Raw genomic sequence first — 24,507 nt, 5'->3', positions numbered from 1 at the left:
AGAAATAAGGAAAATAGTGCATCTCAATGACTTAACAATTACCTACATTTGCGCCACTTAATTTTAAAATATCAGAATGGGAAATCACAAAGATGTCAATAAACTAACAGCAGCTGGTTTATTAATAAGCTTAGGGATCATTTACGGAGATATCGGTACTTCTCCGCTTTACGTATTTAAGGCGATCATTGGCGACAGGATCATAACTTCAGACCTGATTTTAGGAGGTTTATCTTGTATCATCTGGACGCTCACGCTTCAAACCACGATTAAGTATGTTATCATTACTCTTCAGGCAGACAACAAAGGTGAGGGAGGAATCTTTTCCCTGTACTCACTGGTTAAACGCAAGGCAAAATGGCTGATCATTCCTGCGATGATCGGAGGGGCAGCATTGCTCGCCGACGGGATCATGACTCCGGCGGTGACGGTATCCTCGGCTATTGAAGGACTTGGCATTATTTATCATGACCTGCCTACCGTGCCAATTGTTATCCTGATCATTACTTTTCTTTTTGGTATACAGCAATTCGGTACTTCTTTTATAGGCAAGGCATTCGGCCCGATCATGTGGTTGTGGTTTACCATGATTGCTGTCCTCGGAGGCGTTTATATCGCTCATTTCCCGGAAATAATGAAAGCGGTAAATCCATATTATGCCTATCATATCCTGACCACCAATCCTGAGGCTTTCCTGATTATCGGTGCAGTATTCCTGTGTACCACGGGAGCTGAGGCTTTATATTCAGATTTGGGCCATTGCGGTCGCTCCAATATCCGCGTAAGCTGGGTATACGTAAAACTGTGTCTGATCCTCAATTACATGGGGCAGGGCGTTTGGCTACTCCAGCTGCAGGGCAGGAAACTGGGAGATATCAATCCTTTCTTCCATATTATGCCCGACTGGTTCCTGCTCTACGGTATCCTGATTGCCACCGTGGCAGCAGCAGTAGCAAGTCAGGCCCTGATATCAGGCTCTTTCACTCTGATCTCTGAGGCTGTTCGTCTCAACCTGTGGCCTAAAGTAAAAATCAATTACCCAAGTAATTCAAAAGGACAGTTGTATGTGCCATCCATGAACTGGGTATTATTTATAGGATGTATTCTCGTGGTGCTGATTTTCCGTAAGTCGGAAAATATGGAGGCCGCTTATGGTCTGTCTATTACCGTAGCCATGCTGATGACCACCATCCTGGTATCGATCTTCCTCATGCGCAAGAAAGTGCCAATGTATGCAATCGTGATTTTTCTGACGATCTACGGCGTGATTGAATTAACCTTCCTTGCAGGAAATGCAGCAAAAATCCTTCATGGAGGCTGGTTTACGCTGATCCTGGGAATATCGCTGTTCTCCATCATGTGGGCCTGGTTTAATGGCAGAAGAATCCGAAACCGCTACATGCGTTTTGTAGATATTGAGAAATTCTACCCGATCATCAGCAAAATTTCTGAAGATGAATCGATACCAAAATATGCTTCGCAGCTCGTATACCTGACCAGTGCGAATTTCAATTCTGAGATTGAGTCGTCCATTATGTACTCCATGATCCAGAAACATCCGAAAAGAGCCGATGTCTATTGGTTATTGCATGTGGATGTAACCGATGAACCTTATACTATGGAATACCGGGTGCAGCAGCTTATTGATAAAAAACTAATCAGAATAGATTTTAAACTGGGCTTCAGGGTAGAGCAAAGGGTTAATGTATTGTTCAGGAAAGTGGTGGAAGAGCTGGTTAAAAACGGAGAGATTGATATCACCAGTAAATACACCTCTCTGAAGGAACACAAGATTGCCGGTGATTTCAGGTTTGTCGTGATCGAAAAGGTATTGTCAACATCCAGCAGTCTGCATTTTATCGAGCGTGCAACCATGATCTATTATGGTATACTCAAGACTTTTAGTGTACCTGAAGAGAAGGGCTTTGGTCTTGACCTGAGTTTTGTCGCGGTAGAGAAAGTGCCTTTGATCGTAGATCTGCCTACAGATTTTTATCTGAAAAGACTGGTTTAGCGGTTTTGCTTGTTAAAATCTGAGGGTCTGATATTGGTGACCTGGTAAAAAGCTTTGCTGAACGCGGCAAGGCTGTTGTAGCCTGTCAGATAGGCTATTTCTGTAGTACTGTGATCATCCTGCAGGATCATTTCTATAGCCCTGACGATTCTCAGCAGTTTCAGATATTGTAAAAAAGATATGTTGATGGTCGACTGAAACAGTCGCGATAATGTCCTTTCACCCATTCCAAAACGGCTGCCGATATTCTCGAGCGTAATTTGCTGACCGAAATTCTGTGCCATGTATAAAATGACAGGTCTCAGTTTAGTATTGTTGGTTGTCGGCAATGCAATGGGGAAAGATTTGGTGCTCATCTGAGGGAGCATGTTTTTGATGGCCGCCAGAAAATGGTAACCGCTATCTTTCTTTTCGATATAACCAGCCCAGTTATTGGTGAAGCCAATCATTTCAAAGAGCAGATTGTTCACCGGGTAGATTCCAAATTTTGTATAAAAAGGATCTGTATGATCATCTTCAGTATAAAAGTATAAGTTCCTGGTAATGGTGGCTGATGTTCTCACTTTAACATAATGCGGCAGGTTACTGGGGATCCAGATATAGTGACGGGAGGGGATGAAGTACGTTTTATCTCCTGTGAAAATATAGGCAATACCGCCGTCTACGTAAGTGAGCTGGCTTTTGGAATGGGAATGTAAAGGCAGTATACGCTCCATTTTCTCATGTACCACATACACACTTTTAGGCTTGATTTCTATGGCGTCGAGGTATGTTTCTATCTCAGTTTTCTGCATTGGCTGGAATGGACAAATATTTGGTAATATATGTAAAATTACAGCTTATTCATAGCCGTAATTTTGTGTAACATTTTAATATCATGTACTACCGTAATAAAAAATTCGTTCTCACCTGCTCTTTGCTCTTCCTGCTGAACACCACAAATGCCCAACAGACTGAACATATTCAGCTTTCCCTGTCCCAGATCTGGGATAAGGTGGTGACCAATAACAAACGCCTGAAAATGCAGGACCTGAAGGTTTTGCGTACAGAAGAAGGCATAAAGGATGCGAAGGCAGAGCGCCTTCCTGAAATTTCTGCGGAAGCGGAATACTCTAAAATCACCAATTTGCCGATCTATACCCATGGTTTACTACACACGCCTGATCAATATGAGCTGCCCGTACATACCAGCTACAGTTTTGGTGGAGAGACCTATCTCAATTTATACAACGGAGGGAAGGTCAGTACTAAAATTGCTCAGGAAAAAAAAGAAAATGAAATCGCTGTTGAACAGAAAAACCTGAGTACTGAAGAAATTAAGTTAAGGGCGACAGCCTACTACCTGGATCTGCAGCGGAGCATGATCTTTAAGGAACTGCTGCTGAAGGATATCAGCACACAGGAAAAGCAATTGTCGGAGATCAACCAGCTGCTGAAAAATGGGGTAGTGCTTAAAAGTGACGTGCTTAGAGGTACCCTGCAGTTGTCGCGCCAGAGGATGTCGCTCCTGCATCTCGATAATGATATCCTCATAGCCAATCAGAAACTCAATATCCTGACAGGGATGCCGGATCAAACCGTGATTGAACCTGAAAAGGCTGAGCAGGCTGAATTACCGGTACTGAAATCCTATACGGAGTATCTGACTGACGCGATGGAACATTCTCCTGCCTTCAAAATATCTGAAAAGGAAGCGCAACTCAGCAAGCTGAATATCAAGAGTGCAAAGGCTAACGGAGCGCTTAAACTCGGGCTGTTTGCCAATTATAATTACAGCTATCCGCAGATTCTGATTTATCCGTACTCGGTAGCATTATATGGTATAGGTTTCGGTGGCATCAAGGCCAGTTATCCGATTTCTTCCCTCTATCAAAACAGGCACAAAGTAAAGGCTGCAGAGATACAATATAAACATCAGGAGGTGGAACATGCCGATACTGAAGACAAGATCAGACAGGAAGTAAATGAAGCTTTTCTGAGGTACAGAGAATCCCTGACACGCATAGACGTGGCCAGAGAAAATATCAGTCAGGCCACAGAAAATCTCAGGATCGTCAACAATACATATTTCAATCAGCTGTCGCTGATTACAGATCTGCTGGATGCAGACACCCAACTACTGCAAACCCGCTTTGACTATGCTGCGGCAAGAATAGCAGCACAATTACAATATTATCAACTACAAAAGGCCATAGGTAACCTCTAAAATGGAAACGAACACTAAATATACGCAGACCGATCATTTAATTACAAAAATCACGGCATGGATCGCCGGAGCAATAGCCCTTGCCCTTGCTGTCTGGGGTGGCATCACCCTTGCAGAATTGTACAAATATGAAGATACCAACGATGCCCAGGTAGAGGAATATATCAACCCGGTGACCTCACGTGTGACGGGCTTCATCAGGGAAATCAGATATGAGGAGAATGAGGAAGTAAAAAAAGGAGACACGCTGCTGATCATTGACAACAGCGAGTACCAGTTACAGCAGGAAGAAGGGGAGGCAGCGCTGACGAACGCCGAGGCACAGATCGGCGTGCTGGAGAGTAATGTAGAGACCAGTGCAAGAATGTCACAGGCAAGCCAGTCGCAGATTGCTTCTGCCCAGGCTAAACTCACCCGGGCTCAGCAGGATTACGACCGCTATTCCAAACTATTTAAAGTAGAATCAGCTACGCAGCAGCAGCTGGAGAACAGTCGCGCGGCGCTGGATGTAGCCAGTTCGGAGTTTCGCTCTGCTCAGGAAAATTACCAGGCTTCACTGTCTAAGGTCAATGATATCAGAGCGCAGAAAGGGGTGTATCAGGCAGAGATTAAACGCCGTAAGGCATTGTTAAACCGGAGTAAACTGGATGTGGGCTATACGGTGATCCGTGCACCATACAATGGAAAAATGGGCAGAAGGACGATCCAGCAGGGGCAGCTGATCCAGGCAGGACAAACCCTGGCCTATATTGTAGACCAGGATGCGGGTAAATGGGTAATCGCTAATTTCAAGGAAACGCAGATTGCGCATATGCATGTTGGCGGTACTGCCGAAATTACTGCAGATGCTTTTCCGGATCATACCTTTAAGGGTACAATTATTTCCTTATCCCCGGCAACAGGAGCACGTTTCTCTTTATTGCCCCCAGATAACTCTACGGGTAACTTTGTGAAGATCGTGCAGCGGATACCGGTGAAAATTAAACTGACCGAAAGTCCGCAGGCACTTGCCCAGTTACGCGCCGGAATGAACGCTAATATCAGTATAAAAAAAGATTAGATGAATCCCGTATTACCAGTTTTTAAATCCTGGGTCCCTGTATGGCTTATCAGGATTACGATGTTTATTGTAATTATCCCCGGATTGCTGCTTTTTGGGCTTTCCACAGCAAGTGCCGCGGGAGCCGCAGGGTACTATGGTATAGAACCTGCAGATGTGCAGTATTCTATGATTGCATTTTATGCGGCCGTAGCAGGATTTTTTGCGCTGGAAAGAAGGTTTTTTGTGTTCACGGCCACACGTGAGTATTTTTTGATCAGCACGCTGCTGCAGGTCGTCACCTCTTACATATGTTTTCATACGCATAGTTTACCTGTCCTGTTTGCCTTTAGGTTTATGCAGGGGATGGCCAACTGTATGTCCACCAGTATCTGTATTACGTTGATTTTTGGAAGCCTAAGAAGTGAACGGGCCAGGGAGATCGGCTATTCGGTTTTTTACGGACTGCTGTTGTGCATCACGCCGGTATCCACAATTGTTACGGCGCCAATTATCGATGCGTTCGACTTCAATGTCTTGTACAAATTCATCATTTTCGCATACGTGCCCGGAACATTGATGCTGCTGCTGATTATGAATAATATCAGGCTCAGCAAAAAGATGCCATTATACCAGCTTGATTTTTATAGTTTCTTTTTGTACTCCTGTCTGCTTTGCAGCCTGGGGTATATCCTTTTATATGGGGAGCAGTATTATTGGTTTCAGGATCAAAGGATTGTTTACTATGCAATGGCCTGTATCGCCTTGCTGGCGCTGATCATATTCCGTCAGCTGCATCTGAAAAGGCCGTACCTTAATCTGGCAGTATTCAAATCCCGGAATTTTAATATTGGGATACTGATGATCCTGACCTTATATATTGTCCGTGGTGCGCTGGGTATCACTTCACAGTATTTCGCCACTGTCCTAGGGATGGACCCAATACATATCGGGTACCTGATGATCGCGAATATAGGAGGGATCTTTTTAGGGGTGCTGGTGTCATCACGACTGATTATCTTAAAAAGGCCGATGCGCCTGATTTGGCTTTACGGATTCTTTCTGCTGCTGATTTTCCATGTATGGATGTGGTTCCTCTTCAGTACGCAGGCAGATGCCGGTACGTTTATCATTCCCCTGATCGTACAGGGCGTAGGAGCAGGAATGCTCATGGCGCCGATTATTATCTTTATGATTTCCTCAGTACCCGCGGCGCTGGCAGGTTCTGCCTCGGCCATGGGTGTGTTCTTCAGGTTTCTGGGCTTCTGCAGCAGTATCGCGATTATCAACTACTTTCAGCTACAGCATAAGGCGATTCACGTGAACAGGTTTCAGGATCAGCTGAGCGGAGTAGAGGGGATTGCGGGCGACCGGCTTACAGCCTATGCAAAGGCGCTCTCCGCAAAGGGAGTAGCGCCAGATCAATCGGTTCGCATAGCCAGGGGCATGCTGGGCAGGGCAGTGGACGCACAGGCCTCACTGCGTACAATGATGGACTATTATCTCTTCATTAGTATCGTGCTGTTTGTCATCCTGCTGGTCATCGCTCTGTTTCCATACCTGAACAAAACAAGAATTAACCTGCTGGCAAGTCAGCCATCACCTGTAGGGTATTAGGTGCGGATGATCTTTTCATCCTCATCTTCGTCATCATCTCTCTGACCACCACCAAGGTCGGTTTTGGTGTTTTTACCGTGTAGAGATTCATCGTTTTGGGGAAGTGGACTGCCCGAATTGGTGCTTTTTTTCTCCTCTTTAGAGGTTTTTTCTTCTTTTATTTGATTTAAGTTTTCAACAGCAGGTAATTCGGCACCACCTCTGTGTGTACTGGTGCTGTTGAATTTAGGTTGCGCAATATTTTGAGGATTCTCTACGTCATAGTGCTCATTATCAGTAGCTTTGTCTTTTTGCTCTTCTTTGTGATTTTCCATAGGTGTTGTTTGTTTTAGATGTCCATTATCTAACAAACCCGCCTTCAAATGGTTTTAAATATGCTTGTGCGCATATTAAAAGCGCATATTCATGCGTTATTGATTTGGAAGAAAACCAATAATTATTACCTTTAGAGCCATAAATCAAATTTAATTAACAAAATATCATGGAAAAATTCGCAAAATTAAAAGAACTAATTGCCGGAGTTGAGGCTGATGCAGACAAATTTTACAATTCAGGTAACGGTGCTGCCGGAACAAGAGTACGTAAAGCAATGCAAGATTTAAAAACATTAGCTCAGGACATCCGTACTGAAGTGACTGAAAAGAAAAACAGCGCTAAATAAGATACTTTAGTTTCGCGAACAGCAAGCTATTACAAAAATCCCGACCGGCATCTGCCGGCCGGGATTTTTGATTTTATAGTAATTATATAAAAAGTAACTCTAATTCTGTAAATCCCTCCGCAAGCTGCTGCCGATCTTTGTCAGTATAATTTGATAAGATCCAGATCATGAAATTCAGCACTTACTTTGTCTTGAGCATCATCCTTTTAATAACATCTATCCAGAGTGCTCAGGCACAGGAACCATCTGCTTCCAAACCAAAAACGAAACGGTACGATTTAACAATAGGCCATAAGATGGCCAGTTATACCGGTAAGGAACGAATGGCAATGGCTATCAACGGGACAATACCAGGACCGGTTCTCGAATTTACAGAAGGGGATACTGCGTTAATCTATGTTCACAATACCCTGAAAGAGGAAACCTCTGTCCACTGGCATGGATTAATTCTGCCTAACCGCTATGATGGCGTGTCTTATCTCACCACACAACCTATCAAAGCTGGTGAAACTCATGTCTTCAAGTTTCCGCTGGTGCAGAACGGCACTTACTGGTATCATTCACATAGAACCATGCAGGAGCAGATGGGGCTGTATGGAGCTTTTATCATCCACAAAAGAAAACCGGAAGTGCTTAAGGAATACACCATGGTGCTGAGCGACTGGGCGGATATGGATGCCATGGAAATTGACCGCAGTCTGCATAACGGATCTGACTGGTTTGCCATTCAGAAAAATTCTGTACAAAGTTATGCTGAAGCGATCGGCAAAGGCCATCTGAAAACGAAGCTGAAAAATGAATGGAAACGGATGACGGCGATGGATGTGAGTGATATTGCGTACGACCGCTTCCTGATTAATGGAAAGACTGTGGACGAGCAGCCGCAGTACAAAGCAGGCGATAAAGTTCGGCTGAGGATAGTCAACGGTGCCTCTTCCACTTATTTCTGGCTGACTTACGGAGGCGGAAAGATCACTGTGGTGGCCAATGACGGAATGGATGTTGTTCCTGTGACTGTAGATCGCCTGATCGTTGCCGTGGCTGAAACCTATGATGTGATCGTTACCATCCCGGATGACGGCAGTTTTGAGTTTCGTGCTACCTCAGAAGACAGGACGAAGTTTACTTCGCTATGGCTCGGAAAAGGTACCAAAAACAATGCTCCTGTGCTGCCGGTACTGAAATATTTTGAGGGCATGAAGATGATGAACGAGATGTCCACTCCCGGAGGCAGGATGAAGAATATGGAGGGGATGGTGATGACGAATCAGCAGATGGACATGAACAATGTGATGTATCCCGAAATCACGGGTGCTGCAGATGGTAAAGTTCCGGAGGGGGACATCAGTACGCTGAGTTATGAGATGCTGAAATCTCCCGTTAAAACGACGCTGCCTGCCGGGCCAGTCAGACTGCTGAAGTTTGACCTGACCGGTAATATGGGACGTTATGTCTGGTCGATCAACAATAAAACCGTATCAGAGGCTGATAAAATATTGATCAGAAAAGGAGAAAATATCAGGATTGTCCTCACTAACCGCACGATGATGCGCCATCCTATGCATCTTCATGGACATTTCTTCAGGGTGCTCAATGGGAAGGGCGACTACTCCCCGCTGAAAAATACGCTGGATATTATGCCCATGGAGACTGATACGATCGAGTTTGCAGCAACGGAGAGTGGCGACTGGTTTTTTCACTGCCATATTCTCTATCACATGATGAGCGGCATGGGAAGGATCTTTGAATACGAAAACACTCCGCCCAATCCTGAGCTGCCTGACCCGCGTGCAGCCTTACGCCAGGTCTACAAAGACGATCGTAAATTTCATGCAACAGCAAATGTGGGTCTGGAAAGCAATGGTTCTGATGGTACGGCAGCCATTGCGAATACACGCTGGAAGATCAATACCCTCTGGCACCTGGGTACCAGCAAAAGCAAAGGATATGAAAGTGAAACGATGGTAGGGAAATATATTGGTGAGATGCAGTGGTTTATGCCTTATGTTGGTTTTGATTACCACTATAGAAGGACGGATGAACAGGAAAAAAACCTGTTCGGGCAGCGCAGCAACAAGAACGACCGCAAGACGGTGGTTGCCGGGTTTGCCTATACCTTACCCATGCTGCTTATTGCCGATGCCAGGATTGACGGCGATGGTAAATACAGGTTTCAGCTCAGCAGAGAGGATATCCCGCTGAGCAGAAGAATGCGTGCAAACTTTATGGCTAATACAGATAAGGAATATGCTGCCGGGCTGAAATACAGCCTGTCCAAATATATCTTATTATCCAGCCATTATGATAGTGATATGGGATGGGGGGCTGGTCTGACGCTGGTTTACTGATCATGCAGAGGCAACATCATTCCTCAAAATTATCATAGTAGGTAAAGTCCTGTGTGATCAGATTGTTTTCAATGGTAAAAATGGTACAGATGGGTAAATGAAATTTTGAACCGTCTGCTGCTGTACCTGTGGAGATAAACTCTACAATTATATTTTTCGGCCCTGAAGGATAAAGTTTAATCACTTTGTCGTTGAGGTCAGGGAAAATCTGACTCAACTCGTTGTATTTGGCAATCACCTGCTTTCTCGTTTGCCTGACGATTCCCTGCCCAAGGGAAGGATCTTTGAACTCAGCGGTTTCAGTGTACATACCGGCCATGGCCTGCCAGTTGTGCTGGTTGAGATATTCAAAATAGCGGAGTACCAAATTCTCATTACGTTTATTGCTGTTATTTTGCCTGCTGCAGGAGCAGAACACCACTAAAAGGATGGAGAGTATTACAAGATTTTTCATAATTATGTAATTTGTTAGCTAATTTACTTCTAATGTTTCAAATGTAAAAGCTTATATGTCAATATTTTTTATAAACTCTTGAATAAAATGTATCTTTACGAGATAAAAAACTTATCTTTTGATATCGTATAAACATAGTTTTTCTGCCAGTTTCTTTGCCTTTCTTACTGCAGCGTTGATTTTTTCTGTTGCCGGTGTATTTGCGCAGGCTGCTGATCCCTTCTTCAAAACGATAAAGACAGAAAATGGGCTGTCACATAATAAAGTGAACTGTATTCTCAAAGATCACAGAGGTTTTATCTGGTTTGGGACAGAAGATGGGCTGACTCGTTTTGACGGTAAATATTATGTTGTTTTTAAAAGTAAGCCCAATGATAAGACTGTCTTGTCCGGAAATATCATCACTGACCTTTATGAAGATAAAGAGGGTATTTTATGGATTGCTACTGCAGATGGGGGAATCAGCAGGTATGATTACCGTCAGCCTGTTTCCCGGCAGTTCAGACAGTTCAGACACAATGCCCATGATCCCAAAAGTATCCCCGAAGATGCCATAAAAAAAATTGTTGAAGACCGTAGCGGAAAACTGTGGCTGGCAACCAGCAACAGCTATGTCGTCCGCCTGAATAAACAAAGCGGAAGATTTGATACGCCGGTAAAATCCGGTACCTCAGGTATTCTGACATTGTTGATGGATACCAATGACACCCTGCGGGTAGGCAGGGCAGGAGGTGGACTGCTGAGTATTAACACCCGTACGCTTGGTTTTAAGTACGATGAACCCTATAAAAACTTGTACGCTAAATTGCCACATGCCAGTATCGCAGCAATCTTCAGGGATCATGAGTACGACCTCTGGTATGGCAGCTGGGACAAGCTGGTCTACCACCAGCGTGCAGGAAGTGGGGTTTTTAAAGCTATCCTGCCTTCACAGGGTATGAAGGGTGTCGTTCCGGATGATTATGTTTCTTTCGCCGAAGATGAAAATCAACAGGTGTGGATGGCGGGAAAGAATACCGGCGTCATGGTGTACAATAAAGACAGTGGGCAGTTTACCAGTTACCGGCACGATCCTCTTAAGCCCGGATCACTGAGTGATGACCAGGTCAATGTGATCTACAGGGACAGGCAAGGGATTATCTGGATAGGTACCAATAATGGCGTAAGCATGCTCAATTCTCTCTTTTCTCCTTTTACCTTTAATTATCTGCCGGATACTGATCAGCCCATAAAAATCTATGATTTTTACAAGGATAAACAGTCAAGACTCTGGATCGGGACAAGTGCAGGAATTTATATCAAGTCGCCCGGCTCAGCGGGTTTCGAGCATCGCAAAATCGTCTATAAAGGGCAGCAGCTGTCGGTTACCAAATTTTTTGCTGACCAGGACGGATCTTTTTACCTGGGTACTGATTATACGCTGTTTCGCTATGATCAGCTTCGCAATAAACTGAGCCTGCTGCCAAATACGCTGAAGGATCCGGTGATGAAAAAGATCATCAGTTCCAGAATCGTCTCCATTGTACGGGATACGATAGATCAGCATCCTGTATTGCTGGTATCTCCATACGGACATTATCTGACTTATTATGATTTTACGCTTCAGCAATGGTTTTCCAGAAAAACCGAGCGAAAGGACATTGTTAAGGAGCTGAATATCAAAGATAACCTGATCCGGAAAATTTATAAGGACAGTCAGGGGCTCACCTGGCTGGCTACTACCAGACAAGGGCTGGGTAACCGGCAAGGCAATACCGGGCCGGTCAGCTACCATACCTATGATCTTCAGGACAAAGCGACGATCAGTAGTAATGACGTTTTTGATATCAAAGAAGATGTCAAAGGAAATTATTGGGTAAGCACTTATGGAGGAGGCTTAAACTATTTAAACCCGCGTTCAGGCAAATTTACCCACATCAGCGAGTCGAGCAACCTCAGCGAAGGCTTACAGCTGGATATTCGCGGAAACTTATGGATGATCTGTAACGGACATTTTCACCGGTATGACCCCTTAAAGAAAAATTACAGCTGTTATGACCTGCCAGGCCTGCGGATATCAGATGGCGTAAAAGGGTATATCTACAAGGATAACCAGAGAAATATGTATGCTGCGGGGGATAATTATTACGTCGCTTTCAACCCGGATGCTGTGGCTTTGATCGACAATCAACCGCAGATTTTCTTTACCGATTTTAAGATTTTTAATGTCTCCTACAACGAGATGCTGATTGAAAAAATCGTCAGATTGAGCCATGAGCAGAATTATTTCTCATTTGAGTTTTCTGCTCCTGAGTTTTCGGGAGAGAACATTCAGTATGAGTATATGCTGGAAGGAATAGACCGTAACTGGATCAGCTCAGGCAAGCAAAATGTGGCGAGCTACTCCAATCTGAAAAGTGGTAAGTATACGTTTAAAGTGAGGGCAGGTAACTGGAAGGGAAGTCCCCTGAGCAAGTATAGTGCTGTGGTGATTGCTATTGCTCCTCCTTTTTGGTTGACCTGGTGGTTTTTCCTGATTGTAGTGTCATTCCTGGCACTGATCATCTATGGCATCTACAGTTACAGGATCAGGGAGATTTACCGGCAACAGCTGGTCAGGAACCAGATCGCACAGGATTTGCATGATAATATCGGATCTACGCTGAGCAGCATTTCAGTATACAGTGAGGTCGCCAAAATCTACCAGGAGCAGGATAAGGGAAGTCAGCTGGTAAAGGTGTTACAGACGATAGGAACCACTGCTATCGAAATGATCAGTGAAATGGGGGATACCGTTTGGGCAGTCAATTCCAAAAATGATAACATGGGTAGTATCATCCAGCGTATCAATTCATATGCCCGGCCCCTGTGTGCTGCCAGTGATATCCTGTATAAGCTGAATGCTGATGAAAAGCTGATGGATATCAGTCTGGAGATGACTTTGCGCAAGAACTTATATCTTATTCTCAAAGAAGCGATTAACAATGCGGTAAAACATTCCGGATGTACATCAATCACTGTAGACATAAAGCTCAGGAAAGCAGTATTTGATATCTCAGTTACTGATGACGGAGAAGGGTATGATGTGGATGCAGTGGTGTCTGATCAGTCGGATTCCCTTTCAGGAAATGGACTGAACAATATCAGGAGCAGGGCCGCAGAGCTGATGGGGGAATTACATATCATCAGCAGCCCGGGAGCGGGAACTACCCTAAGGTTGACTTTTAAGTAGCTCTTCTTTTTCCATATATCTTTTCAGCAGCACCAATTGGTTTTTTGCACGGTTTAGGTTGTGTCCCTCATACCTGGAGCCATAATACACATCGTCCAGAAGATAATCCGTCAAAAAGCGAAGGGCCTGCATGTAGATCAGGAACTTGCCGGCATAGAAAAAATAGGATGCTTCATTGTCGTTAAGGGTATTTCCCATTTCTGCTGTGTATCCCTTGTAAATCGCATGATAAAAGTCGATTCGTACTTCAATCTTTCCCATATCGGTTTCTTCCTCACTTACCGGGCATACATAGGTACGAATCATATCGCCGACATCAGAGATAAAGTATCCGGGCATCACCGTATCGAGGTCGATAACGCAAAGACCTTTTTCCTGTGCATCAAAAAGGACGTTGCTGATTTTGGTATCATGATGAATTACGCGCAAGGGGATCTCATTTCCAGTGCTGATCTGTTCAAAGGTCTCCACGATATCTTTATTTTCAATGATGCAGGAGATCAGCTTTGCAGCAATCTTTTTCCTTTCAGCCGATACAGGATGGTCGCATGCATGGAGGAATTGCTGGTAGCGAAGACTCAGATTGTGAAAATCCGGCAGGGTTGCGCGTAATTGACTGGCATCGAAACCGCTCAGGAGCCGGCTGAACTTTCCAAATTGCCCCGCAGCTTCAAATGCTTGTTCAGGGTGTTCTGCAACATTCAGGGAATGAGATGTTTCTACAAACCTGAACAGTCTGAAATATGCTCCTTCGATTTGCAGCATAGATTTTCCCGACAGATCTTTTTCTGCTGCTATAAAAAGATAATCAGGGTAGACAGTGTCAAGGTATTCTTTGAGCAGCCTGATGTTATGATCTATATCAAAAGGTTTTTTAAACACCTGATGGTTTACCTGTTGCAAAATAAATCTTCCGGTATCAGTCTTGACTATCCAGGTGTGGTTAATCAGGCCGTCGCCAAATGCTTTGATCTCTGATGCAGATGGATCAATGCCGTATAAAGGAAGTATTTTGTTCAGCATAAATGACCCGGATTTGATGGTATGTGGTAAACCTAAACAATCTTTCGGAAAAGACTATTGATGAAGAAAAAATCCGTGGGTTAAATTAGCTGATCGACTTCCCGAAAGGACTAAAAGCAAGATTCATCAGTTTAAAGTGCTGGCGTCCGAAAGGGATACCTACAATGGTGATGCAAAGCAATATGCCGAAGAACAAATGGGTCAATGCAATCCATATCCCTCCGCATAACAGCCAGATGATGTTCATTACAGTGGAGAGGCAGCCAGTATTAGAAGAAGTATCTGTGATCCTGATCCCAAAAGGGGCAAGGCCTACGAAGGCAAATTTAAAACATTGCAGGCCAAAGGGAATGCCAACAATGGTGAGGCATAAGATAAATCCTCCGATCAGATATTCGAAAAAGATAAAGATTCCGCCAAAGATAATCCAGAGAATATTGCCTATAAAGTTCATGGTTGGTTTTTATCATTAGATAGCAAATGGGTTAATTAGTTACAGGGTTTAATAAAAGGATTGATTCTTAGCGTGTTACTATTGATATTCTTATAATTTGTTTGTAGCTTTAATATACCAATTATAAACAGGAGGAACTATCATGACTGTTATTCAAAAAATTGAGCGCTGGGGCGATCTGCATACCACTAAAGCGCTGGACATTGTTCGCATTGGATTAGGAATTCTTATTTTTTGCAAAGGGATTGCAATTGTAAGCAACACGCAGGTACTGCAGGAATTCCTGCTGGAGAAGAGTGTGTTTGGTTTTTCTGGCTTAATGGCCAGTGTGGTCATTCACATTGCCGGTTTTGTACATCTCGTGGGCGGAATCCTGATTGCCATCGGTTTGCTGACGCGCTTTTCTGCGGTCATGCAGATTCCTATTCTTCTGGTGGCTGTATTCTTTGTGAATGTATCAAGAGGTTTCAGCATGTTAAACTCAGAGTTATGGCTGTCTTTGATCGTTCTGTTATTACTTGTTCTGTTTTGGGTAACAGGTTCGGGACCTTACTCTGTAGACCATGCCATGAAGAAAAGGGCGCAGCTGCAAGAATAAAAAGGAAAGCATAAAAAAAAGCAGCTACTATTTTTTTAGAAGCTGCTTTTAAGATGTACACCCAATAGGATTAATATCGAACCAGTTTGTTGAGGATTTGAGGAAATTATCTGATATCATTACATGAATTTTTACCACCCTCTGTATGAGTGAACTATTAAGGACGTTGTTAATGACGCAATCAGTCCCAGCAAATAGGATTTAAACTTGGTCACTCCTGAAATAATTTCAAATATTCTGTGAAAGTAAATATGCGATTCCGTTTATATCCAGTTTGTTCAGTTAGAATACCCAAGTTGCAAAAGTCTTTAATTAAGGCATTTGCACTTTGTTTACTGGTATTTAATACCTCAATGACATCTGAGACGGTAATTACTGGTTTGCTGTAAAGGAATTGAAGCAATGCTCTTGCATTCGGCAATTTTTTTCCCAATGACATTATTGTATCTTTTTCAACCTGATCTCTGAGGGCGATAATTTTTGTAAATGTCAGGATTGCATTTTTTGCTGTTTCTATAATGCCAACAAGGAAAAACTTTAGCCATTGTTCCAGATTGTTATGTATCGACACGCCCATTAAATTATCGTAATATATAGACCTGTGCTTTTCTATAAAATCAGATAAATATAATGTTGGTTTGGTAAGGACTTTTTGGTTTATCAAGTAAAGTGTGACTAATAGCCTGCCGATCCTTCCATTCCCGTCTAAAAAAGGATGGATTGCTTCAAATTGATAATGAGCTATTCCTATTCTAATTAAATGTGGTACTTTAATCTGATCATTATTCAAGAACTTTTCCAGGTCGCTTATACATTCGTCAACTTGAGAAAAATGGGGCGGTATAAATGAAGCATCGTTTATTGATGCTCCACCTATCCAATTTTGACTGCTTCTAAATTCCCCAGGAAGTTTATTTTTCCCGCGCACACCCTTCAATAATATTTTATGCGCATCTTTTATTAATCTGGAAGATAGGGGTAACTTTTCCAGTTGGTCAATCGAAAAGTTAATAGCTTCAATATAATTTTGCACTTCCTGCCAATCATCTTTAGATTCTGGGCTAATATCTTTTGCTTCCAGCACAGCTTCATCCATTCTCGTGCGGGTTCCTTCGATACGACTTGATTGGGTTGCTTCCTTCACGATATGCATTCTGATAAATACGTTCACATCCGGGACAAAACTAGAAAAAGCATTGAGCTCCCCTAAATGGAGATTAGCATCTTCTAACAACGTATTGATTTCTGGACTATTTATATTCCACTCAAAATTAATTGAATTAGGAGAAAAGCTTTTGTAGCCAAATTGTTTAGTAAATATTCCTGATTGATGATCCCTTAAATTCATACACTACAAATTTACTAAAAATATCCATAGTCAAGGGAAATGTGTTTTACCTTGACTATGGATATTTTTAGTCAAGGTAACTTAATATGGGATAGTCACGAATATCACAATACATAAAGGCACCGCGGATACGTAAAATGTTTGTTTGTGAAAAGGTGAAGTTTGATGAGAAAATATATAGATATATTCATCTTGTACATCGAACCACCCGCGTGAATGAAGCAGCCTCACTGATCTACTTCATAAACAAGGAATTACCTCAAAAAAAAACAGGAGTCAAGTCGAAAAAACGAACTGACTCCTGTATGGTACACCCAATAGGATTCGAACCTATGACCTACGGTTTAGAAAACCGTTGCTCTATCCAGCTGAGCTATGGATGCGTATTTCCCTGTTAGGAGCGCCAAAGATAGAATTAATGTGGAATATCAGCAAATCTATTTTAAAATAATATCATAATTATGCTTCTTTGAGACTCATGATCTTCTTGCCGGGATTCATTTCGGCATAATCTAAAACCATATTCAAAATATAATCATTTGAAGGATAAGGCTCTAGGCAGGACTTCAAACTTTCCATGTCGCTGACATCAGTATGGAAAGAAATATACCCCATACCATAAAATTTTCCTTCTTCTACCCACAAACAGCTCTGTTCATCTTCATTTCTGCCAGAATCAATCAAGGCAAAGGAGGGTAGGGTGGATTTTAAATGCGCTACAGCAGCTTTCACCCGGGTGTTGTAGCTGTAGGGATGTTCCAGCCCCTGGCAGGCCCCATGACAATTGCCGGTATCCACAGCGGTGCATGAAGCCCTGTTCTTCTGAATAAAACATAGCTTTTCACACAGCTCATGCTCTGTAATCATGCCTCTCAACATGCTCTGACCTGCCAGTAAGCTGTTGAAGGTGAACAGCGCATTGGTGTTCTTTTTATATTTATCAATACCCAGCCGCATGTAGCCCTTCTGATCTTCAAAAGTATAAAGAGCATACTTCTGTTCAAAACGCTTCAGCGCACGGTTATTCTCGGGCCAGTACTTTTGAATTTCTGCAGCCTCAAGGATCAGCGCCATCAGTTCAGTTCCGCAGATCGTGAAATCAATCTGATGGATATTTTTAAGAAATTCCTGTCGCTGTTTCTTGATGCTGTTTCCTGAAAAATGTGAGCATACTCGTTTTTTGATATTTACGGCTTTGCCGATATAGATGATTTTACCCTTATTATCTTTAAAATAATAAACTCCGGGGTTGGAGGGCAGGGCATCTATGGCAGACCTTGATAAATTGGCCGGTAAAACCTGCTCCTTTGAGGCCTTATGCAAAGACTGTGAGATCAGTCCCTCCGTATCGTTTTCCAGCAGAAGGCTCAGCAGCAATGCGGTTGCAGCGGCATCTCCACCGGCACGGTGACGATCATTCAGCGGAATCCGCAGTGCCTGACACAATTTTCCGAGACTGTACGAGCTATGACCTGGAATAATCTTCCTGCTCATTCGTACTGTACATAGCTTTTTTGACACCAGATTGAAGCGACTTTGTGCCAGCTGATGCCGCACAAAGGAGAAATCGAAATTGACATTATGCGCAACGAATACCTTATCATGCAGCATCTCATAGATTTTTGGAGCAACGTCCGCAAACAATGGCGCATTGAGAACCATGTCATTACTGATGCCGGTAAGACTTTCTATATAAAAAGGAATTTCCTGCTCCGGGTTGATCAGTGTTTCAAAAGATTCTATAACCTTTGAACCATCATGAACAAGGATGGAAATCTCGGTAATTCCATTGCCGGAAGCGAAGCCGCCTGTGGTTTCAATATCTACTACTGCGTATAACATTTATCAATTGATATTCTTATACAAATGTGCTAATAAATTTAGTAATAAAAATGAATAATAATTTTATTCTCTAATGGCATGTAAATGGCATAGATAAAAATGAAATGAGGATAAGTAATGTCTAAAAAAATACTGGCGGTGGATGATGATAATGATATCCTGGACGTCATCAAGATCATATTGGAAGATGAAGGCTATGATGTGTTGACACTGGCCAATGGAAAATACGTGTTTGATATGGTGCAAGAGAACTTCCCGGACCTGATTCTGCTGGATGTAATGCTTGGCGGACTGGACGGTAGAGATATCTGCAGAGCGCTGAAGGAACATGAGCAGTACAAAAAGATACCAGTGGTGATGATCTCAGCAAGCCACAATCTGAACAACCTATTGCTGATGCCGGGGGCACCAGATAACTTTCTGGCGAAACCTTTTGATATCGACCGTTTAATAGATATGGTAAAGTCACAGCTGGTGGCTTAGACCAACTGTACTAATTAATAGATAAGATCGTACTAAATTGTAGATAATTTAGCCCTCAACTGTGTCAATTGTTATAGGATTGTGCAGGATCTTATGAATAGGACATTTATCGGCAATTTCAATCATCCTGCTTCTCTGCTCCGCTGTCAGCTCTCCCTTAAGTTCAATTTTGCGGCTGATCTTTGTAGAGGCACTCATTTCTTCTTCTTTACAAATCGTCAGATGAATTCTTACTGAGTCCAGCGGGATTTTTTTTCTGTTGGCATACATCTTCAGCGTGATCGCCGTACAACTCCCTAAACTTGCCAGGAGCAGGGCCCCAGGGGTCATTCCCTCGTCCGTACCTCCAAGCTCTTCAGGTTCATCAGCATAAATAAAATGTCCGCCTGCATAAACTTTGGTCAGGTATTTCTCCTGGTCCAGTTCAGTTACGGCAGTGATTTGATTATCGTTCATCATTTTGTGTTTTTATCAGAGCCACAAGATATATTTTATTCGTGAAAGACCCGGTATAATCTGACAGAATCGGGCAGCGAAATGAATGTTGAAAAATAAATTTAACAGCTAAAATGTTATAGCTGTTCAGAATCACAAGCAGTTAACAATTAAATGTTGCCGGCTTAAGATTTACTGAACATTTGATGTCCATATTTGTTAAGGTAAATGAACTAACCAGATATGAGTATGTTAAGTAATTATCTCAACTTTCAGTTTGATGTGCAGGGTAAACCTGTGACAGGTTTTTGTATGAGAATCCAGGACGATTTTCATGAAACCTACGCCGTGATAATGGATGGTTATCATTCATTTTGTGTTTGGCTGGATAAACCCTCATCGACGTGGAGGTCGTCCAAGTATGTGAATGTTGAGCCTGGTGTTCTGGAGAAGATCATCAATCATTTAAACGTTCATCAGTTAGCGTAGCTAAACGAAATAAAAAAAAGCCTCTGCCTGAGATTAATCAGCAGAGGCTTTTTTTATGCCCGGATTATTTGTGGAAGAACAGGTAAGAGACCAATACTGCTGCAATAATTCCGGCCAGATCCGCAATTAAACCGAATGGAATAGCGTAGCGTGTACGTTTGATACCTACAGAACCAAAATAGAGGGCAACGATATAGAAGGTGGTATCAGCAGAGCCATTAAAAACGCAGGAAAGCCTGCCCACAAAGGAGTCGGGACCATAAGTTTTCATCGTATCCACCATCATAGCTTTGGCACCACTGCCGCTGAGTGGTTTAATCAATGCCGTTGGCAAGGCCGGGGTGAAATCTGTATTGATACCCATGTGCACAAAACACCAGGTAAAACCATCTACGATATAACCGAGAACACCGGAATTTCTGAGTACACCAATGGCGACAAGCATACCTACCAGGTACGGAACAATCGTGATACATGTGGTAAATCCTTCTTTTGCACCTTCTATAAAAACATCATATACATTGACCTTTTTGCGCAGTGCACCCAGGATAAAGATGATAATAATTGAAAACAGGATGATATTTGAAGCAACCTTTGATACGAGCTGTATCTCATCCTTAGTCAGATAGTTTGTGAAATAGTAGATCAGTGCGGCTATTCCTAAAGTGATACCCCCGAGCCAGGAAATGACCACACGGTCGAACAAATTGATCTTTTGCTTAAAGGCGACTGCAATTAAGCCCACTACAGTTGCAACATAGGTGGCAATCATGCAGGGAATAAAGATATCTGAAGGGTCCGCGGCACCCAGGATTGCCCGCTGGGCCATGATCGCGAGAGGGATCAGTGTAAGACCGGAGGTATGCAGCACCAGAAACATGATCTGCGCATTGCTGGCCGTATCTTTATCAGGATTAATCTCCTGTAAACTCTTCATCGCTTTCAGCCCGAAGGGGGTGGCAGCATTATCCAGCCCCAGCAGGTTTGCCGAGAAGTTCATCACCATATGACCCGTTGCAGGATGATTTTTTGGTACTTCCGGAAAGATACGGCTGAAAAAGGGACCGATGATACGTGAGAGAAAGCCTATAGCTCCGGCTTTCTCTCCGATGTTCATGATTCCCAACCATAACGTCATGATTCCCGCCAGTGGCAGTGCAATATCCATTACCCCAATTTTGGCCGACTCAAATGTGCCGTCAACAATCAGTTTAAATATTTCTGTATCCCCAAAAAAGATCAGCCTGATCAGGGCCACCACAAAGGCAATAAGAAAGAATGCTACCCACAGATAATTTAAAGCCATTAATTTTTATTTGAAAGCATGAAGGTAAAGAAAAATTAAGGCTTATCATCAGTAAGCTCAAATCCCCAGGATTTTCCTTTCTCTGTCGCCGGAATACCGCTGGTCATCCATACCGGTGCTTTTGCTCCCTTCAGGTAATAATCAAAAAACTGCTGCTCCCTGATCTGGATATCTTTCCTGTTCTGGCGCAAGACAAGGTTGTGTGCTTCGTTGTTATAATTCAGCAACCAGGCAGGTTTCCCCAGCCTTTTTAAGGCAGTAAACATTTCGATACCCTGATACCATGGTACGGCCCCGTCAGCGTCATTAGACATGATGACAACCGGCGTGCTCACTTTCGGGATAGAGAAGAGTGGTGAGTTTTCTATATACAACTCCGGTTTCTCCCATAGGGTTGCGCCGATTCTGCTCTGCGTTTTCTCATACTGAAACTGTCTGTTCATCCCGGTCTCCCAGCGGATACCACCATAGGCAGAAGTCATATTCACTACTGGTGCACCAGCCCAGGCTGCGGCATACATATTGGTTCTGGTAATCAGGTGAGCTACCTGGTAACCACCCCAGCTTTGTCCCTGGATACCAATTTTGGCACCATCCACCCAGCTGTTTTTCTTTAGCGACTCTACTCCGGAATTGATAAATTCTTCGGCAGACTTGCCAGGATATCCCTTTTCATAGCTGATATCCGGAGCAAAGACCAGGTAGCCGTTGCTGACAAAATACGAGATATTTAATCTGGAAGGGGTAGGAGCAGGCGGGATATAATTGTATAAACCTTCTGATAGTTTTTCATAGAAATAAACGATCATCGGGTATTTTTTTGAAGGGTCAAAGTTCTCAGGTTTGTATACTATTCCTTCGGACTGGTAACCTTTCGGCGTAGTCCATTTTACCAGTTCCGAAGTACCCCAGTTATAGGATTGCTGCTGCGGATTGGTATTGCTCAGTTTGGTTTCTGCTTTCAGATCTGAAGATACATAGACATTTGGTGAAGTCGTATAGTTGGCTTTGTCATAGATGTAACGCTCTGCACCTTTGGCCTTCACCAGGCCTGAATATTTAAACTTCGCCATCACTGCCAGCTCAGGATTCTTACTGTCGCCGGCATGTGTCCTGTAGTAGCCATATTCTTTGTTATCATTGTTGAATGCTGATAACCAGATATCATCCTTGCGGGTGATAAAACGCTCCTCAGGATCTGTTTTTTCATAACGGAAAGTAATCTTATTTTGTCGCCCAAATCCATTGGTAATCATTTTGGCAGCAGACTTTCCATCCGGGCTGAAGCTCCAGATATCATATCGGTCATAAATCAGTACCTGTTTATCATCTTCTGTCCAGCCGGCTACTCCATATGCTGAAGGATCTGCAGGTACATCATTGTCTTCCTCAGCAAATTTGATCTTACCGTCTGTATTCAGGGCAGTGATCTTTCCACTGGCAACACTGTAGGTAGACCACACAGAGGTTTTTTTATCAAAATATAAAATGTAATTACCTGCAGGAGATGCAGAGGCATCCCCATCAAGAGCGGAGATGATCTTTTTTCTTACGCCCGTTTTAATATCTACCAGATAATAATCACGGATACGTGCACCTGTCCATTGCGCCTGGATTCTGTTGCCATAATCTGAAGAAGTAAGCACAAAGCTTGCATCCCCATCTTTGACGATACTGGATTCCGGCATTTTCAGGTCAGTTAAAGGAATCACTTTAGGATCACTGCTGAAGATATCGATCACACTGAGGTAACTTCTTTTTAATTCTTTATCTGAATTTTTAAGCTGCATCGGCTGCAGATAATCATCTTTATATCCCCAGACATCTACTTTGGCATTCTCAAAATCAACCAGCGTAGTATCCTTGGCTTTTTTCAGCGGAGCGATACCAAAGAATAACTTTGTACCTTCCTTACTGAAGCTCAGTTTGCCATCACCACTCACCGTCCATTTGGCTGGTAGACCGTCGATTTCATTGTCTACGAGTACCTGAGCTGTATCAAGGGTAAGCGAGTTATAGTAAATTCCATAATCTTTAATTTCCGTTTTTTCCGGCGTTGTTTCGCCTAAAAATGCCACCTGCTCACCATCCTGGTCGAACACAAAACCACTGAAGTTTCCTTTCACGTTTACCAGCGTTTTGATGGTGCCTTTTTCGGTGTTAAAAACGAAAACCCCTGCTTTGGCGGTATTGTCTTTTTTTGAACCGGGAGAAGTAAAGATCAGTTGTTTACCATTTTTGCTGATCTCATAAGCCGTTACATATTTGAAAGTCCTTTCTACACCTGTAACCAGGTTCCTGAAAATCAAATCAGAACTTTCTTTTTTGTCTTTGTTTTTGCTGGTGTCCACAGCAGGCGTTTTTTGATAAACCAGATAATCACCCGCTTCTTCCGGAATCTGAAATGATTTTACACCTGCAATTTTAGTGACTGCACTGGTGCTCAGATTGACAAAACCCAGAGAGTCTTTAGACATTTCCTCAGGTTTTTTCTTTTTGATCTTCTCTTGTCTGGTAACCGAGAAAAGAGGCTTGATGAGAAAAGCCGCATACTTTGAGTCGCCTGTAAACTTGAGCAGGTCGCCCCGTGGAATAGTTAATTTTGTACTGGCAGACAGGCTATTCAGGTGCAAATTTGCATCCCCTTCCTGTTTTAAGATTGAAAACCCTGCCCACTGCCCGTTGGCAGATAGTTGTTTAACACCAATACTCTCCCAGGAATCATAAACCGTATGGTCTAGTGGTTTTTTCTGAGCAAAAAGGGAAGTTGCCAAGAAGAGGAGGATAATTGTGAGTTTTTTGTGCATGATTCGGAATTAATTTAGATAGTAATATTGTTGAAGCATAAAAATTGCAAATTATTATTAATAAATCCTATTTGTATATCAATTTTTACACGTTTTGGATGAAAAAATCAGCGTCGGGAGTATCAAAAAAAAACCGCCTCATAAAAATATGAGGCGGTTTTCGTCAAAAACA

20 protein-coding genes and 1 tRNA gene are annotated in these 24,507 nt (G+C 42.9%); 10 read left to right on the top strand and 11 right to left on the bottom strand.

Translation table 11 applies throughout. The features are described 5' to 3' along the window. Nucleotides 1-76: 76 nt before the first annotated feature. Entirely contained in the window at nt 77-2,014 is a 1,938-nt protein-coding gene (locus tag OQY15_RS03410; protein WP_265787776.1) for a KUP/HAK/KT family potassium transporter, read from the top strand. Here OQY15_RS03410 and OQY15_RS03405 read toward each other — a convergent pair. Continuing rightward, on the bottom strand, nt 2,011-2,808 hold the full coding sequence (locus OQY15_RS03405) for an AraC family transcriptional regulator (protein ID WP_265787774.1): 798 nt from the start codon (nt 2,806-2,808) through the stop codon (nt 2,011-2,013). The two genes, OQY15_RS03410 and OQY15_RS03405, sit on opposite strands and share 4 nt — an antisense overlap. Before the next feature lie 83 nt (nt 2,809-2,891). On the opposite strand from OQY15_RS03405, the gene OQY15_RS03400 reads away from it, so the two are divergent. From OQY15_RS03400 to OQY15_RS03390, 3 genes are read left to right on the top strand one after another with little or no spacing between them, the layout of a single operon-like run. After that, a complete protein-coding gene (locus OQY15_RS03400; protein ID WP_265787772.1) occupies nt 2,892-4,220 on the top strand; it encodes a TolC family protein in 1,329 nt (442 codons plus the stop codon). A 1-nt stretch (nt 4,221) separates the two neighbouring features. Continuing rightward, nucleotides 4,222-5,280, top strand: a complete 1,059-nt coding sequence (locus OQY15_RS03395; RefSeq protein ID WP_265787770.1) for an HlyD family secretion protein — start codon at nt 4,222-4,224, stop codon at nt 5,278-5,280. Next, the gene (locus tag OQY15_RS03390; protein WP_265787768.1) at nt 5,281-6,876 is read left to right on the top strand and encodes an MFS transporter; all 1,596 of its coding nucleotides are present in this window, start codon (nt 5,281-5,283) and stop codon (nt 6,874-6,876) included. On the opposite strand, the gene OQY15_RS03385 is transcribed toward OQY15_RS03390, so the two are convergent. Further along, nucleotides 6,873-7,190 (bottom strand): hypothetical protein, encoded by a 318-nt coding sequence (locus tag OQY15_RS03385; RefSeq protein ID WP_265787766.1) that lies wholly within the window; start codon nt 7,188-7,190, stop codon nt 6,873-6,875. The genes OQY15_RS03390 and OQY15_RS03385 overlap by 4 nt on opposite strands. A 167-nt stretch (nt 7,191-7,357) precedes the next feature. Between OQY15_RS03385 and OQY15_RS03380 the strand changes: the two genes are divergently transcribed. Next, entirely contained in the window at nt 7,358-7,537 is a 180-nt protein-coding gene (locus OQY15_RS03380) for a histone H1 (RefSeq protein WP_265787764.1), read from the top strand. A gap of 167 nt (nt 7,538-7,704) precedes the next feature. Continuing rightward, the gene (locus tag OQY15_RS03375) at nt 7,705-9,885 is read left to right on the top strand and encodes a multicopper oxidase domain-containing protein (protein ID WP_265787761.1); all 2,181 of its coding nucleotides are present in this window, start codon (nt 7,705-7,707) and stop codon (nt 9,883-9,885) included. A 16-nt stretch (nt 9,886-9,901) separates the two neighbouring features. On the opposite strand, the gene OQY15_RS03370 is transcribed toward OQY15_RS03375, so the two are convergent. After that, entirely contained in the window at nt 9,902-10,339 is a 438-nt protein-coding gene (locus OQY15_RS03370; RefSeq protein WP_265787759.1) for a nuclear transport factor 2 family protein, read from the bottom strand. A 118-nt stretch (nt 10,340-10,457) separates the two neighbouring features. On the opposite strand from OQY15_RS03370, the gene OQY15_RS03365 reads away from it, so the two are divergent. Continuing rightward, nucleotides 10,458-13,550 carry a sensor histidine kinase gene (locus tag OQY15_RS03365; protein WP_265787757.1) on the top strand — a complete coding sequence of 1,031 codons (3,093 nt, stop codon included), beginning with the start codon at nt 10,458-10,460 and terminating at the stop codon, nt 13,548-13,550. Here the strand turns inward: OQY15_RS03365 and OQY15_RS03360 are convergent. Beyond that, entirely contained in the window at nt 13,530-14,573 is a 1,044-nt protein-coding gene (locus OQY15_RS03360) for an aminoglycoside phosphotransferase family protein (protein ID WP_265787754.1), read from the bottom strand. The genes OQY15_RS03365 and OQY15_RS03360 overlap by 21 nt on opposite strands. Before the next feature lie 85 nt (nt 14,574-14,658). Then, on the bottom strand, nt 14,659-15,027 hold the full coding sequence (locus OQY15_RS03355) for a YccF domain-containing protein (protein ID WP_265787752.1): 369 nt from the start codon (nt 15,025-15,027) through the stop codon (nt 14,659-14,661). 142 nt (nt 15,028-15,169) lie between these two features. Here OQY15_RS03355 and OQY15_RS03350 point away from each other — a divergent pair, with 142 nt between their 5' ends. After that, a complete protein-coding gene (locus OQY15_RS03350; RefSeq protein ID WP_265787750.1) occupies nt 15,170-15,625 on the top strand; it encodes a DoxX family protein in 456 nt (151 codons plus the stop codon). A gap of 211 nt (nt 15,626-15,836) precedes the next feature. Here OQY15_RS03350 and OQY15_RS03345 read toward each other — a convergent pair whose 3' ends face one another. The 3 genes from OQY15_RS03345 to OQY15_RS03335 all read right to left on the bottom strand — a co-directional run bounded on the left by OQY15_RS03345 (nt 15,837) and on the right by OQY15_RS03335 (nt 18,815). Then, complete coding sequence (locus OQY15_RS03345; RefSeq protein WP_265787748.1) at nt 15,837-16,973, bottom strand: Fic family protein; 1,137 nt, start codon at nt 16,971-16,973, stop codon at nt 15,837-15,839. A gap of 306 nt (nt 16,974-17,279) precedes the next feature. Continuing rightward, nucleotides 17,280-17,356: transfer RNA gene (locus OQY15_RS03340), tRNA-Arg, on the bottom strand. A 76-nt stretch (nt 17,357-17,432) separates the two neighbouring features. Continuing rightward, nucleotides 17,433-18,815, bottom strand: coding sequence for an exonuclease domain-containing protein (locus OQY15_RS03335; RefSeq protein ID WP_265787746.1), 1,383 nt, complete (start codon nt 18,813-18,815; stop codon nt 17,433-17,435). Nucleotides 18,816-18,932: 117 nt separating this feature from the next. Here OQY15_RS03335 and OQY15_RS03330 point away from each other — a divergent pair, with 117 nt between their 5' ends. Continuing rightward, complete coding sequence (locus OQY15_RS03330) at nt 18,933-19,298, top strand: response regulator (protein WP_265787744.1); 366 nt, start codon at nt 18,933-18,935, stop codon at nt 19,296-19,298. A gap of 48 nt (nt 19,299-19,346) precedes the next feature. Here OQY15_RS03330 and OQY15_RS03325 read toward each other — a convergent pair whose 3' ends face one another. After that, nucleotides 19,347-19,757, bottom strand: a complete 411-nt coding sequence (locus tag OQY15_RS03325) for an OsmC family protein (protein ID WP_265787742.1) — start codon at nt 19,755-19,757, stop codon at nt 19,347-19,349. Between the two features lie 225 nt (nt 19,758-19,982). Here OQY15_RS03325 and OQY15_RS03320 point away from each other — a divergent pair, with 225 nt between their 5' ends. Then, nucleotides 19,983-20,222 (top strand): hypothetical protein, encoded by a 240-nt coding sequence (locus OQY15_RS03320; RefSeq protein ID WP_265787740.1) that lies wholly within the window; start codon nt 19,983-19,985, stop codon nt 20,220-20,222. A 64-nt stretch (nt 20,223-20,286) separates the two neighbouring features. Here OQY15_RS03320 and OQY15_RS03315 read toward each other — a convergent pair whose 3' ends face one another. Further along, nucleotides 20,287-21,528: a spore maturation protein gene (locus OQY15_RS03315; protein WP_265787738.1), complete on the bottom strand. Its 1,242-nt coding sequence runs from the start codon at nt 21,526-21,528 to the stop codon at nt 20,287-20,289. A 35-nt stretch (nt 21,529-21,563) separates the two neighbouring features. Next, nucleotides 21,564-24,335, bottom strand: coding sequence for a prolyl oligopeptidase family serine peptidase (locus tag OQY15_RS03310; RefSeq protein ID WP_265787736.1), 2,772 nt, complete (start codon nt 24,333-24,335; stop codon nt 21,564-21,566). Nucleotides 24,336-24,507 lie beyond the last annotated feature (172 nt).

It is taken from the genome of Pedobacter sp. MC2016-15 (assembly GCF_026239695.1).
Lineage (GTDB): Bacteria > Bacteroidota > Bacteroidia > Sphingobacteriales > Sphingobacteriaceae > Pedobacter.
This window is presented reverse-complemented; position numbering and strand designations above follow the sequence as displayed.

What these genes read in the sequence shown, in the direction of transcription:
- OQY15_RS03400 (WP_265787772.1), top strand. Translation starts at nt 2,892, where the DNA reads ATGTACTACCGTAATAAAAAATTCGTTCTCACCTGCTCTTTGCTCTTC.
- OQY15_RS03325 (WP_265787742.1), bottom strand. Translation starts at nt 19,757, where the DNA reads ATGATGAACGATAATCAAATCACTGCCGTAACTGAACTGGACCAGGAG.
- OQY15_RS03380 (WP_265787764.1), top strand. Translation starts at nt 7,358, where the DNA reads ATGGAAAAATTCGCAAAATTAAAAGAACTAATTGCCGGAGTTGAGGCT.
- OQY15_RS03360 (WP_265787754.1), bottom strand. Translation starts at nt 14,573, where the DNA reads ATGCTGAACAAAATACTTCCTTTATACGGCATTGATCCATCTGCATCA.
- OQY15_RS03410 (WP_265787776.1), top strand. Translation starts at nt 77, where the DNA reads ATGGGAAATCACAAAGATGTCAATAAACTAACAGCAGCTGGTTTATTA.
- OQY15_RS03310 (WP_265787736.1), bottom strand. Translation starts at nt 24,335, where the DNA reads ATGCACAAAAAACTCACAATTATCCTCCTCTTCTTGGCAACTTCCCTT.
- OQY15_RS03390 (WP_265787768.1), top strand. Translation starts at nt 5,281, where the DNA reads ATGAATCCCGTATTACCAGTTTTTAAATCCTGGGTCCCTGTATGGCTT.
- OQY15_RS03320 (WP_265787740.1), top strand. Translation starts at nt 19,983, where the DNA reads ATGTTAAGTAATTATCTCAACTTTCAGTTTGATGTGCAGGGTAAACCT.
- OQY15_RS03370 (WP_265787759.1), bottom strand. Translation starts at nt 10,339, where the DNA reads ATGAAAAATCTTGTAATACTCTCCATCCTTTTAGTGGTGTTCTGCTCC.
- OQY15_RS03395 (WP_265787770.1), top strand. Translation starts at nt 4,222, where the DNA reads ATGGAAACGAACACTAAATATACGCAGACCGATCATTTAATTACAAAA.
- OQY15_RS03355 (WP_265787752.1), bottom strand. Translation starts at nt 15,027, where the DNA reads ATGAACTTTATAGGCAATATTCTCTGGATTATCTTTGGCGGAATCTTT.
- OQY15_RS03315 (WP_265787738.1), bottom strand. Translation starts at nt 21,528, where the DNA reads ATGGCTTTAAATTATCTGTGGGTAGCATTCTTTCTTATTGCCTTTGTG.
- OQY15_RS03345 (WP_265787748.1), bottom strand. Translation starts at nt 16,973, where the DNA reads ATGAATTTAAGGGATCATCAATCAGGAATATTTACTAAACAATTTGGC.
- OQY15_RS03405 (WP_265787774.1), bottom strand. Translation starts at nt 2,808, where the DNA reads ATGCAGAAAACTGAGATAGAAACATACCTCGACGCCATAGAAATCAAG.
- OQY15_RS03375 (WP_265787761.1), top strand. Translation starts at nt 7,705, where the DNA reads ATGAAATTCAGCACTTACTTTGTCTTGAGCATCATCCTTTTAATAACA.
- OQY15_RS03335 (WP_265787746.1), bottom strand. Translation starts at nt 18,815, where the DNA reads ATGTTATACGCAGTAGTAGATATTGAAACCACAGGCGGCTTCGCTTCC.
- OQY15_RS03350 (WP_265787750.1), top strand. Translation starts at nt 15,170, where the DNA reads ATGACTGTTATTCAAAAAATTGAGCGCTGGGGCGATCTGCATACCACT.
- OQY15_RS03330 (WP_265787744.1), top strand. Translation starts at nt 18,933, where the DNA reads ATGTCTAAAAAAATACTGGCGGTGGATGATGATAATGATATCCTGGAC.
- OQY15_RS03385 (WP_265787766.1), bottom strand. Translation starts at nt 7,190, where the DNA reads ATGGAAAATCACAAAGAAGAGCAAAAAGACAAAGCTACTGATAATGAG.